The sequence below is a fragment of the Clostridium sp. AF22-10 genome (genome assembly GCF_003478725.1).
Taxonomy (GTDB): domain Bacteria; phylum Bacillota; class Clostridia; order Lachnospirales; family Lachnospiraceae; genus Otoolea; species Otoolea fessa.
This window is the reverse complement of the sequence record NZ_QUFZ01000002.1, coordinates 232932-245053: the sequence shown is the minus strand read 5'-3', so window position 1 is coordinate 245053 and position 12122 is coordinate 232932. Positions and strand designations below refer to the sequence as shown.

Here is a 12122-nt window from a genome sequence, read left to right as displayed (position 1 = left end):
CGCGTTCGACCTTTGTATAATATCAAAGTGCGTATTAGGAGATTAGTATGCTGATTCATTTATCGGAACTTTTTAACTGCGAGGGTAGAAAGAAAGTCTATACAGTCGAGACTGCGCTGGACTCTGTCGATTTTGACGGAGAGACGTTTCAGATTGAGAAGGCTGAGCCTTTTGAACTGGAACTGACGGCTAAGACACGGCATAAGTATACGATGAGTGGTCATGCGACGCTGACGGTGGGAGGTCACTGTGCGCGTTGTCTGGAGCCAGTATCTTTCGACTGCGAACTGGATTTTGGACGAGAGTTTGAGGTGCAGGATGGTCAGGAGGAGAGTTTAGATGATGAACCTTTATGAAGGGGTACAATCTGGATGTAGACCAGTTGGTTTGCAACGAACTGCTACTGAGCTTGCCTATGAAAGTCCTGTGCAGAGAAGACTGCAAGGGGATTTGCAATAGATGTGGTACAAATCTTAATCTTCGGACTTGTACCTGTGACACTAGGTCGCTCGATCCAAGGATGTCGGTTATCCAGGAGATATTCAATGAATTTAAGGAGGTGTAACCATGTCTATCTGTCCTAAGAACAAATCTTCCAAAGCAAGAAGAGACAGCCGCAGAGCTAACTGGAAAATGAGTGCTCCGAACTTAGTAAAGTGCAGCAAGTGCGGTGCTCTGATGATGCCTCACAGAGTGTGCAAAGCTTGCGGAAGCTACAACAAGAAAGAAATCGTTAAAGTAGAAGACTAAGCTACAAGTATTGAAAAATAAGGGGTTAAGCGATTTTTGCTTAACCCATTTTTCGTATTTTAGCCCATTTTTAGCCCATTTCAAGAGGGTGTTTAACAGGTGTTTTTGGGTAGATTTTAGCAACTATAACTTATGGCTTATAAAATGTGGTCAAAAACAGGAGAGATTATTAATTTGCAATAATCTCTCCATTTTTTATATTTCGTGAATATTATCAAATCTGTGATTTTTATTAGTAAAAATGTAAAAAATGGGGATAGAAGAGCATTAAGCTCAACTATCCCTATAAGAATGTTATTTAACAAAGTATTTTATGTACTGTTATTTGTTATTTAACTTTTACTAGCGAAAGTCATATATGTGCCTCCTGTAAATGAAAATATATTTCTAATTACAGGGGCCGCTCTCGCTACTTCTGAAAAAGATCAATAGCGAGAGCGGTCGCATATTTTGACATTTTTGTCAAGTATCAATTTAAAAATATGTTAGACTCCTATAGGGGATTTAACGCTAAAGCTTAACTTACTGACATTGGTTCATGGGTAGCACTTTTGGAACCGAAAGTGCCGTAAGAAAACGTGGTGGCAGCAGGAATTTGCCGTGTTTAAATGCGAAGCCACGGCAAATTCAGTTACTGGACACGTATGTGTGTACAGTAACTGAGATACTATGTAGATGGCGGTGTTGTATGCAAAAAGGTGTACAATACCGCTATTTTTTGTTAATATAGAGAAGAAGAAAAAAGAGGGATAATGTTTTATAAATATCACGTTAGGAGGTTTTACATATGAAAAAGGGAAAATATTTACTTTTGACCGTCACAGCCGCCGCGCTTCTGGCGGCGATCCCATTTCAGGCATTTGCGTCGAAGGATACGGAGGACCGCAGCCCGGTTGGCTCGATCGGCTTAAATGTTTCGTCCTCGATCCATGTCGGTGATGAGAGTTCAGATGTGGATGTTTCGCTCGATTTCGGTGACTGCGATATTTCCAATGTTGATGTGATCAATGAGCCGTCCGGCAAATGGGTGGACAAGGATAAGCCAAAGCTGGAGGTTACTCTGGAGGCGGACGATGATTATTATTTTAAATCCGGTTATGCGAAAAAGAATGTAACCCTGAGCGGTGACAGTGCGACGGTTACTTCTATCAAGCGCAAGGGCGATGAGGAACTCCGGGTCGTGATCACCCTGAAAGCTTTAAAAGGAACCTCCAGTGATTACAGCCTGGATGTTGATGAGGCAGAGTGGGATCAGATGGATGGCGTTGCAGAGTGGAACGGCAGTGAGGATGCGAAATACTATGAGCTGCGCGTTTACCGGGATGAGAAATTTTTAAGTACGGTAAAACCGGGAAAAGAAACGAAATACAATCTTGGACGTTATCTTACGCAGGCGGGAACCTACACGTTTGATGTGCGCGCGGTTTACAGCGATTCACGGCACGGCGAATGGCAGACATCGGATTCCTTCACAATCACGGCGGAGCAGGCGCAGGAAATTCAGAAGACGCTTGTCTTCAAGGAAGCAGGCAGCGGTCCGGCAGCCGGTGCGTGGGAACAGGATGCGCTTGGCTATAAATACCGCAATTCCGATGGAAGCTATGTGACCAATAACTGGCAGCAGATCGGCGGTGTGTGGTATTTCTTCGATGAAAATGCATATTGCAAGACGAATACCTGGGTGTTCTGGAATGGAAAATGGTATTATCTGGATGTAAACGGTGCGATGTTAGTTAATACGACGACGCCGGACGGCAAGCAGGTCGGGGAAGACGGGGCGCTTCTGTAAAATGTTTAAGAAACAATTTTGATGAAAATCCGTCAGGGAAGATGGAGACAGAATTGTAAAATAGATGTGAGAAGAGGCAGATTGCACGGAATATGCGGTCAGTCTCTTTTACATTTAAAAGCAGAGAAAAATAAAGAGAATATTTGCAAACAGAACGATGGGTAGAATGAAAACACATACATGAAAAGAGTGCTGAAGAACAAGCTGACAGTTATTTCTGATGAAATAAAAAAAATAACAAAAAGTATACTTGCATATTGTGAAATAAGTAGTAAGATAGAGGTGGTATCTCATGACTGCCTATTTTTTAACAATCTAGGGGAAGAGGCGGTCTGAGAAGAGACTGCAAGGGGTTCTAAGCCAGTATGGAGGATGGCAGAAAAAGGACTGACAAAGGAGGGGCACAAAGATGGCAGCACAAATTTTGGCTGTGATTATTTTTATTGTAATGTTTGGACTTATCATCTGGGATCACATTGAGAGGCATATCGTATCGCTCGGATGCGGGCTTCTGACGCTGGTGCTGGTGTTTGGCGTCTGTATGCACAGTGAGGCGGCAGCGGCGGAGACACTGAGCCTGCACAGCTTCATGGTTCCGAACTTCTGGTTTCAGACCGAGGCGGCGGCAGAGTCCTCGAGCGGCATCAACTGGGCGACGATTCTTTTTATTGCCGGTATGATGCTGATGGTGGAGGGCATGGAGCGCGCGGGATTTTTCCGGTGGCTGTGCCTGACAATCGCCAAGGCGGTACATTATAAGACGATCCCGATTTTTATTTCATTTATGCTGATGTCGGCGTTTCTGGCGATGTTTATCGACAGTATTACCGTTATTCTTTTTTTGGCAGCGGTCACGGTAGAGCTGGCGCATCTTCTGCATTTTGATCCGATTCCGATGATCATTTCAGAGATCTTCTGTTCGAATCTGGGCGGCTCTGCGACGATGTGCGGCGATCCGCCGAATATCATCATCGGAACCTCGCTCGGATATTCATTTAAAGATTTTATTTTAAATACAGGTATGATGGCGGGTGTTTCGCTGATTTTTATCGTACTGTTTTTCTATTTTTCCTTTAGGAAAGAATTAAAGGCGAGTGAAAAGCATGACGAAGCGGTTACATATCCATCCCCACAGGAGGCGATCGCGGATCGGAAACGGTTTGCGGTCAGCGTGGTGATCTTTGCGGCGGCGATCGTGATGCTGGTGACGCATGCACAGACGGGACTGACAGTTGCGACGATCGGCGTATTTATCGGTGCTTTTTCACTGCTGGCATCCGGCGGTGAGGCGCTCAGCATGATTAAGAAGCTTGACTATAAGACGCTGCTATTCTTCATTGGTCTTTTTGTCGTGGTCGGCGGCATGGAGCAGACGGGCGTCCTAAATTCTTTAGCAGGGATCATTGACGCAGTCAGTGGAAATAATGTAAAATGGGTAGTAGCGATTGTGCTGTGGCTGTCGGCGCTTGCGAGTGCATTTGTGGACAATATCCCATTTGCGGCAACGATGATCCCGGTTATCCGGAGTCTGGCGCAGGCAGGCGGCATGGATCTCTCGGTTCTGGCGTGGGCGCTTTCGATGGGTACGGATATTGGCGGCTGCGGAACTCCGATCGGAGCCTCGGCAAACGTAGTTGGTATCTCAGTGGCAGCGAAAAACGGACATTTTATCGGCTGGGGGAAATATTGCCGGTATGCAGCTCCGGCGACGGTGCTGGTAATCCTGATTTCCATGGTTTGTATATATGTGAGATACTTTTAAGGGGGCTTTTATATGGAGGAGAGGAAAAACAGAGTGATCATCTCGGTCAGCAGACAGTTTGGCAGCGGTGGACACAAGATAGCGGAAGCGCTGGCAGAGCATTTTGAACTTCCGATTTATGATCATAGGATGCTGGACAGTATTGCCAAGGAAAAGGGTGTGGATCCTCGTGTGCTGGAAAAATACGACGAGAAGCCGCTAAACCGTTTTCTGGCGCGCAATGTCAGCGGATTTTCAAGCTCTCTGGAGAACAATCTGGCGCAGATGCAGTTCAGTTACCTGAAAGACAAGGCCGATTCAGGGGAATCGTTTGTGGTAGTTGGACGGTGTGCGGAGACGGTTTTAAAGGAATATGACGGACTGATCACGATCTTTGTGCTGGGCGATGAGGAAACACGGGTGAAGAGAATTGAGCAGCTGCACGGACTTTCAGAGGACGAGGCGAAACGTCTGGTAAAGACGAAGGACTGGCGGCGGAAATCCTACCACAACTGTTACAGCCGCGGACGCTGGGGAGATTCCAGAAATTATGACCTTTCGATCAACAGCAGCCGGCTGGGAATTGAGGGAACGACGAAGATGCTGGAGGAGTATGTGCAGGCGCGGATGGACGCGATGCAGAAATAAAATAATAGAGATATCGAAGGAAAAGAGAAAGGGGAACGTGTGCATAGGCGGCGCACGTCCCCCTTTCCCTTTTTCTGCCGAGGTGTTATACTGTTACTGTTCCCAGGTGGGCACTTTTGGAACCGAAAGTGCCGTAAGAAAACGTGGTGGCAGTAGGAATTTGCCGTATTTAAATGCGAAGCCACGGCAAATTCCGTTACTGGGCACGTATGCGTGAACAGAAACGTTATACTAAAAAATATGGAATTAGATAGAAAAATCGTATTTGCTATCTGTTCGATCTTGTTTTATAGTATATAAGATATTTAATAGGAGTTTGATGATATATGACAGAGTTAAAAAAAAGAAAAAAAGACCGGTCTCGTTCTGGAGGGCGGCGGGATGCGCGGTATTTACACAGCGGGCGTCCTGGATGTGTTTTTGGATCATGATATTTCATTTGACGGCGTGATCGGCGTCTCGGCGGGGGCAGTGCATGGGGCTTCGTTTGTGTCGGGGCAGAAGGAGCGGAGCATCCGCTATTATAAAAAATACTGCAATGACAAGCGTTTTATGAGCTTTAAAAACTGGCTGCGGACGGGAAATCTGGTGGACGAGCAGTTCTGCTTCCATGATATACCGGAACGGCTGGATCCGTATGATTACGAGGCATTTGACCGGGGAAATACACGGTTTTATGTTGCATGCAGCAATGTGGAGACAGGGAAAGCAGAGTATCTGGAGATTAAAGATATGTTCAAAGATGTCGAATATTTCCGTGCGACGGCATCCCTTCCGTATGTGTCCCATATGGTCGAGGTTGGTGGAATGAAGCTTTTGGACGGCGGCTGCACGGACAGCATTCCGTTGCGTGCCTTCGCTAAGATGGGGTATAAAAAATGCGTCGTTGTGCTGACCCGTCCGGCGGGCTACCGCAAGAAACCGGGCAATTTCTGGCTGCCGGAGGCGGCATATCACAAATATCCGGCGTTCGTGAGGGCGCTTCGCAGCCGCTATTATTTCTATAATAAGACGGTGGAATGGATCGATCGCCTCGAACAAGAGGGAAAAATTTTTGTTATCCGTCCGAGCGTGGCGCTTCCAATCGGCAGAACCGAACATAGTGTTGAAAAATTGCAGGAGACGTATGATATCGGCAGGAAGGATGCTGCCAATCAGATGCATGCAATGGAAAATTGGTTCAAATCTTATTGATTTATAGATTGATCTCTAGTATAGTAAAGATTGATGTAATGTGGCTGTGGACAATAAAAAGCGGGACAGCTGCAGCGTGACGATGAAAGAGCGATTCGTTCGGACCACATATGCCGCAGTGGCGGAAGACAGGTTTGGTATGTGTATCGTTATAAATTATAGAAGGAGAACACGCAATGGTTAAGATAGCAGTAGATGCCATGGGGGGCGACAACGCACCGGGTGAGATCGTGGCAGGTGCCGTGATGGCAGCCCAGTCGAGGGAAGATATTCAGATTTTCCTGATCGGCAAGGAAGAAGTCGTATCAGAAGAATTAAAAAAGCATACATATAAGAAAGAACAGATCGAGGTTGTCAATGCGACTGAGGTCATCGAGACGGAGGAACCGCCGGTCAATGCGATCCGCACGAAGAAAGATTCGTCCATCGTGGTCGGCATGAATATGGTCCGCAGGGGTGAGGCGGATGCATTCTGTTCCGCGGGCAGCTCCGGCGCGATTCTGGTCGGCGGACAGGTGATCGTTGGCAGAATCAAGGGCGTTGAACGTCCGCCACTGGCTCCATTGATTCCGACAGAAAAGGGCGTGTCCCTGCTGATCGACTGCGGCGCCAATGTCGATGCAAGACCGTCCCATCTGGTACAGTTTGCAAAGATGGGATCCATCTACATGGAACACGTGGTTGGAATCAAGAATCCGCGTGTGGCGATCGTCAACATCGGTGCGGAGGAAGAGAAGGGCAATGCGCTGGTGAAAGAGACATTCCCGCTCTTAAAAGAATGTAAGGACATCAATTTCATCGGCAGCATCGAGGCACGCGAGATTCCGCACGGCGGCGCGGATGTCATTGTTTCCGAGGCATTTGTCGGAAATGTCATCCTGAAACTCTATGAAGGTGTCGGTGCAACCCTGATTTCCATGGTAAAACAGGGCATGATGACGAGCCTGCGCTCAAAGATCGGCGCATTGCTTGTAAAACCGGCGTTGAAGACGACGCTCAAAGCATTCGATGCGAGCCAGTACGGCGGCGCACCACTTCTGGGATTGAAGGGGCTGGTTGTCAAGACGCACGGAAATTCCAAGCGCATCGAGGTGTGCAATTCGATTCTTCAGTGTGTGACCTTTAAAGAGCAGGCGATTAATGAAAAGATCAAGGAAAGTCTGTGAAACTTTCGTGAAATTATAAAATGTAGCGAAAAAACGATATGTTTTTAATCAATCTAGAATTCTAAATATTTTAAAATAAGTTCATAGAAAGGAAGAAAATTATGGAATTTGAAAAATTACAGAACATTATCGCGGAGGTACTGAATGTTGAAGCAGATGAAATTACGTTAAATACGACGTTTGTGGATGATCTGGGCGCAGATTCGCTGGATATTTTTCAGATTATCATGGGAATCGAGGAGGCGTTTGATATCGAAATTCCGACTGAGGAGGCAGAAAAGATTGTATCTGTGGGCGACGCAGTAGAGCAGATCAAGAACGCACTGAACTAATTCAATGTTTGTTAAAAAGTTATAGAGAAGTCTGTCAGGCAAAGGGGCTGGGCGGGCTGCCGAAGGGCAGGATCGCGACAGCTCCTTTCCAAAAAGAACGGATGTTTGACTCTGGCTCACAGACACAAATAGCAATGATTGCCGGAATCAGTCAGCAGCAGGACAGGCTGGAAAGAGAGAAATATATGGAGTATACATTAAATAAATTGGAAAAACGGATTGGCTATTCGTTTCAGGACAAGAAGCTTCTGGAACACGCGATGATACACAGTTCGTATGCTAATGAGCACCATCTTGGAAAACTGGGATGCAACGAGCGTCTTGAATTTTTAGGCGACGCGGTGCTGGAAGTGGTATCGAGTGATTTCCTGTTTCGCACGTTTCCGGAGATGCCGGAGGGCGATATGACAAAGACACGTGCGAGTCTGGTCTGCGAGCCGACGCTTGCATTCTGCGCACAGGAGATCGATCTGGGTGGATTTTTGCTGCTTGGAAAAGGCGAGGATGCGACCGGCGGACGGGGGCGCGATTCGGTGGTGTCGGATGCGATGGAGGCACTGATCGGTGCGATTTATCTGGACGGTGGTTTTGCTAATGCAAAAGAGTTTATTCATCGATTTATTCTCAACGATATGGAACACAAAAAGCTCTTTTATGATAGCAAGACTATCTTGCAGGAGATTGTGCAGGGACATACGGACGAGACACTTACATACGTTCTTCTGAAAGAAGAAGGACCGGATCACAACAAGAGCTTCGAAGTGTCCGCGATGCTGGACGGTCAGGAGATCGGGCGCGGCATCGGACGGACGAAAAAATCAGCGGAACAGCGTGCGGCGTACCGTGGGATTCTCACTATCAGAAAACCGCAGGAGTAGGTATGTATTTAAAGAGTATTGAAATACAGGGTTTTAAGTCATTTGCCAATAAAATTCTGTTTGAGTTCCACAACGGAATCACGGGCATCGTCGGGCCAAACGGCAGCGGCAAGAGCAATGTCGCCGATGCAGTGCGCTGGGTGCTCGGTGAGCAGAGAAGCAGGCAGCTGCGCGGCGGCACGATGCAGGACGTTATTTTTGCTGGTACGGAGCTTCGAAAACCGCAGGGATTTGCCTACGTGGCGATCACACTGGATAATGCCGATCACAAACTTCCGATTGAGTACGACGAAGTCACGGTTTCAAGACGTCTTTACCGTTCTGGTGAGAGTGAATATAAGATTAATGGAACGAGCTGCCGTCTAAAAGATATCAACGAGCTCTTTTACGATACGGGTATCGGTAAAGAGGGATATTCCATCATCGGACAGGGGCAGATTGATCAGATTTTAAGCGGGCGGCCGGAGGAACGGCGCGAGCTGTTTGATGAGGCGGCTGGAATCGTGAAATTCAAGCGGCGCAAGGCGATCGCACAGAAGAAGCTGGAAGATGAAAAACAGAATCTGATCCGCGTGACGGATATTTTGTCCGAGCTGGAAAAACAGGTAGGGCCGTTGGAACGGCAGTCGGAGGAGGCGAAGGAGTATCTGCGTCTGCGGGAAGAGCTGCGCTGCCTGGACGCCAACCTGTTTTTGGCAGAATCGGAGGAATTGAAGCGCCAGATCCGGGAAGTGGAGCAGAAGGAGATGATTCTGACCGGCGATCAGGAGAGTGTGCGGGCGGAATCGGAGACACTGAAATCGCAGTACGAATTGCTCGGAACCGAGCTGGATGCGCTGGATGCGGCGATTGCCGCGGATCGTGAGGCGTGCAGCCGGGAAGACCTGGAACGCCAGGAGAAGACCGGACGGATCGGAGTTCTCAGAGAACAGATCCGGACGGAGCAGATGAACGAAGAACATATCCGCAGCCGGATGGCGTCGATCGACGGCGAAATGCATCAGAAAGAGGAAGAACAGGCGGGATATGAGTCTGAAAAACAGGCATTAAATGCATCGGTGCAGACGATCGAAGCAAAACAGCAGGAAGCGGAGGTAGCAGTCCGTTCGATGGACGAGGCGGTCAGCCGGACGGAAACCTTGATCGAGACGGCAAAAGCCGAGATCATGGACGCTCTGAACCAGAAAGCGGAACTTGCCGCCCGCCGTCAGCGCTATGAGACGATGCTGGAGCAGGCGGACGTGCGCCGGGCGGAAGTGACGCAGAAGCTTTTGAAATTCAAGAGCGATGAGTCGGTTCAGGAAGAGCAGAAAAAAGAAGAAGAAGCCAAATTAGGGAAGGTGCGGGAATGTCTGGAAGCGTTTTCGGCGCAGGAAAAAGAGCTGCAGGAGCAGACGCGCACGGAGGAAGAACAGGAACGCCGCCTGAACCAGAAACTTTCGAGCCTTCAGCAGGATTACCACACGAACCGGACAAAGCTGGAATCGATGCGGAATCTGGCGGAGCGCTACGAGGGCTACGGCGGCAGTATCCGCCGCGTGATGGAAGTCAGGGACCGTGTTCCGGGCATTCATGGCGTTGTGGCGGATTTGATCAGCACGACGAAGAAATATGAGACGGCGATCGAGACGGCGCTTGGCGGCAGCATCCAGAACATTGTGACGGATTCCGAGGAGACGGCGAAACGCCTGATTGAACATCTGAAAAAGAACCGGTATGGCCGTGCGACGTTTCTGCCGCTGACCAGCATGGAACGCCGCCAGAGTTTTGGACAGCCGGGGGCGCTGAAAGAAATGGGGGTTCTTGGACTGGCAAGCGAACTGGTCTCTGCGGATGAGAAATACAGCGGGCTGGTGTCCTATTTGCTGGGACGCGTGGTCGTGGTGGATCAGATCGATCATGCGATTGCGCTGGCAAAGAAATACCGGTATTCTCTCCGGATCGTGACGCTGGACGGCGAGCTTTTAAGCCCTGGCGGTTCGATGACCGGTGGTGCATTCAAGAACAGCAGCAATCTGCTGGGACGCCGCCGTGAGATCGAAGAACTGGAAGCTGCCTGCAAAAAGGCATTGGAACAGGTGGAAGCGGTACAGAAGGAGCTGGCAGAGACGGGACGCAGGTTGACGGAAGCGAAGAGAACACTGGCATCCGTCCAGGAGAGGCGCCAGCAGATGCAGATCCAGCAGAATACGTTGGAACTGACGATCTGCCAGTTAGAGGCGAGACGGCAGGAGATTGCAGATTCCTCGCAGGATCTGTCTTCAGAAAATCAGGAACTCGAACTGCAGGTAGGCGATCTGCGCGGGGCGCTGCGGGAGCTGCAGACCGAAGAGACGAAGCTTGAAACGCTAAGCAATGAGAAGAACCAGTACGTGGAAGAGCAGCAGACGGGTCTTGAGACGGCGAAAAAGCAGCGTGGGGAAGCGGCGGCAGCCCTTTCAGAGATACAGCTTGGGCATTCCCAGGCGGAGCAGAAGGGCGCGTTTATCGAGGAAAATCTGCGCCGTGTATTGCAGGAGCAGGAACGTCTCCGGGCAGAGAAAGAGAAACTTTCCGGCGGTCACGCGGACAGCAGCGAGACGATCGCTGCCAGAGAGCGCGAGATTGCAGCGCTGGAAGCCGAGATACAGGCGTCCGGGGACAAGCGGACGCAGATGGAACTGGTAATCCAGAACAAGCAGCGTGAGAAGGAAGAAAAGGCGGGGCGGCAGAAAACTTTCTTTGATAAAAAGGAAGAGCTGAACGAACGTCTCCAGCTTTTAGACCGAGAGAACTTCCGTCTCCAGAATCAGAGAGAACGCCTGAATGAGCGCCTGGAGTCGCAGGTCGATTATATGTGGAGTGAGTATGAGCTCACGTATTCGCGTGCGGAAGAGCTGCGGAAGGAAGCGTTGACCTCGATTCCGGAAATGAAGCGGTCGATCAATGAGAAGAAGATGGAGATCCGCGCTCTTGGGAATGTCAATGTCAACGCCATCGAGGACTACAAAGAGATATCTGGCCGCTACGAGTTTATGAAAAACCAGCATGAAGATCTGGTAGCGGCACAGGCGGCGCTTGAAAAAATTATCGAGGAGCTGGATGAAGGAATGCGGCGTCAGTTCCGGGAAAAATTTGGCGAGATTCGCCGCGAATTTGATAAAGTATTTAAGGAATTATTCGGAGGCGGAACAGGTACGCTGGAGCTGTCGCAGGAGGAAGATATCCTGGAGGCAGGCATCCAGATCATTTCACAGCCGCCGGGCAAAAAGCTACAGAATATGATGCAGCTCTCCGGTGGGGAGAAAGCATTGACGGCGATCGCACTGCTTTTTGCAATTCAGAACTTAAAACCGTCGCCATTCTGCCTGCTTGATGAGATTGAGGCGGCACTCGACGATTCCAACGTAGACCGGTTTGCCGGGTACCTGCATAAGCTGACGCGCTACACGCAGTTTATCGTCATCACCCACCGAAGAGGCACGATGGTGTCGGCAGACCGCCTGTACGGTATCACGATGCAGGAAAAAGGTGTGTCCACGCTGGTATCGGTCAGCCTGATCGAGGCGCAGATGGAGCGGGAAGAGGAAAAAGCAGAATTATAATTGCAAAAAAGAGTTCAGAAATAGAAAAGGAGGCGCAGCC

Annotated in this window: 11 protein-coding genes; all 11 read left to right on the top strand. The window is 49.1% G+C overall.

Going from position 1 to position 12122, the window contains the following annotated elements; translation table 11 throughout:
* Positions 1–47 precede the first annotated feature (47 nt).
* Positions 48–356 carry a YceD family protein gene (locus DWX91_RS17085; protein ID WP_243015177.1) on the top strand — a complete coding sequence of 103 codons (309 nt, stop codon included), beginning with the start codon at positions 48–50 and terminating at the stop codon, positions 354–356.
* On the top strand, positions 353–565 hold the full coding sequence (locus DWX91_RS17080; RefSeq protein ID WP_347474960.1) for a DUF177 domain-containing protein: 213 nt from the start codon (positions 353–355) through the stop codon (positions 563–565). The genes DWX91_RS17085 and DWX91_RS17080 overlap by 4 nt, the downstream gene beginning before the upstream one ends.
* A 2-nt stretch (positions 566–567) precedes the next feature.
* Complete coding sequence (rpmF, locus tag DWX91_RS02540; RefSeq protein WP_003499726.1) at positions 568–750, top strand: 50S ribosomal protein L32; 183 nt, start codon at positions 568–570, stop codon at positions 748–750.
* A gap of 787 nt (positions 751–1537) precedes the next feature.
* Positions 1538–2539: a hypothetical protein gene (locus tag DWX91_RS02535; protein WP_022360446.1), complete on the top strand. Its 1002-nt coding sequence runs from the start codon at positions 1538–1540 to the stop codon at positions 2537–2539.
* A gap of 409 nt (positions 2540–2948) precedes the next feature.
* Positions 2949–4301, top strand: a complete 1353-nt coding sequence (locus DWX91_RS02530; RefSeq protein ID WP_118472290.1) for an SLC13 family permease — start codon at positions 2949–2951, stop codon at positions 4299–4301.
* 12 nt (positions 4302–4313) lie between these two features.
* Positions 4314–4928: an AAA family ATPase gene (locus tag DWX91_RS02525; protein ID WP_118293659.1), complete on the top strand. Its 615-nt coding sequence runs from the start codon at positions 4314–4316 to the stop codon at positions 4926–4928.
* A 366-nt stretch (positions 4929–5294) separates the two neighbouring features.
* On the top strand, positions 5295–6122 hold the full coding sequence (locus DWX91_RS02520) for a patatin family protein (protein ID WP_412693813.1): 828 nt from the start codon (positions 5295–5297) through the stop codon (positions 6120–6122).
* Positions 6123–6298: 176 nt separating this feature from the next.
* Positions 6299–7288: a phosphate acyltransferase PlsX gene (plsX, locus tag DWX91_RS02515; protein ID WP_106999768.1), complete on the top strand. Its 990-nt coding sequence runs from the start codon at positions 6299–6301 to the stop codon at positions 7286–7288.
* Positions 7289–7389: 101 nt separating this feature from the next.
* Positions 7390–7620: an acyl carrier protein gene (gene acpP / locus DWX91_RS02510; RefSeq protein ID WP_106999769.1), complete on the top strand. Its 231-nt coding sequence runs from the start codon at positions 7390–7392 to the stop codon at positions 7618–7620.
* Positions 7621–7805: 185 nt separating this feature from the next.
* Positions 7806–8498 (top strand): ribonuclease III, encoded by a 693-nt coding sequence (gene rnc, locus DWX91_RS02505; RefSeq protein WP_107000387.1) that lies wholly within the window; start codon positions 7806–7808, stop codon positions 8496–8498.
* A 2-nt stretch (positions 8499–8500) separates the two neighbouring features.
* The gene (gene smc, locus DWX91_RS02500; RefSeq protein ID WP_118472291.1) at positions 8501–12082 is read left to right on the top strand and encodes a chromosome segregation protein SMC; all 3582 of its coding nucleotides are present in this window, start codon (positions 8501–8503) and stop codon (positions 12080–12082) included.
* Positions 12083–12122 lie beyond the last annotated feature (40 nt).

Bases quoted from the DNA above. Each gene is read 5' to 3' on its own strand.
- DWX91_RS02530 (WP_118472290.1), top strand. From the start codon at position 2,949: ATGGCAGCACAAATTTTGGCTGTGATTATTTTTATTGTAATGTTTGGA.
- plsX (WP_106999768.1), top strand. From the start codon at position 6,299: ATGGTTAAGATAGCAGTAGATGCCATGGGGGGCGACAACGCACCGGGT.
- acpP (WP_106999769.1), top strand. From the start codon at position 7,390: ATGGAATTTGAAAAATTACAGAACATTATCGCGGAGGTACTGAATGTT.
- rpmF (WP_003499726.1), top strand. From the start codon at position 568: ATGTCTATCTGTCCTAAGAACAAATCTTCCAAAGCAAGAAGAGACAGC.
- smc (WP_118472291.1), top strand. From the start codon at position 8,501: ATGTATTTAAAGAGTATTGAAATACAGGGTTTTAAGTCATTTGCCAAT.
- DWX91_RS17085 (WP_243015177.1), top strand. From the start codon at position 48: ATGCTGATTCATTTATCGGAACTTTTTAACTGCGAGGGTAGAAAGAAA.
- DWX91_RS17080 (WP_347474960.1), top strand. From the start codon at position 353: ATGAAGGGGTACAATCTGGATGTAGACCAGTTGGTTTGCAACGAACTG.
- rnc (WP_107000387.1), top strand. From the start codon at position 7,806: ATGGAGTATACATTAAATAAATTGGAAAAACGGATTGGCTATTCGTTT.
- DWX91_RS02525 (WP_118293659.1), top strand. From the start codon at position 4,314: ATGGAGGAGAGGAAAAACAGAGTGATCATCTCGGTCAGCAGACAGTTT.
- DWX91_RS02535 (WP_022360446.1), top strand. From the start codon at position 1,538: ATGAAAAAGGGAAAATATTTACTTTTGACCGTCACAGCCGCCGCGCTT.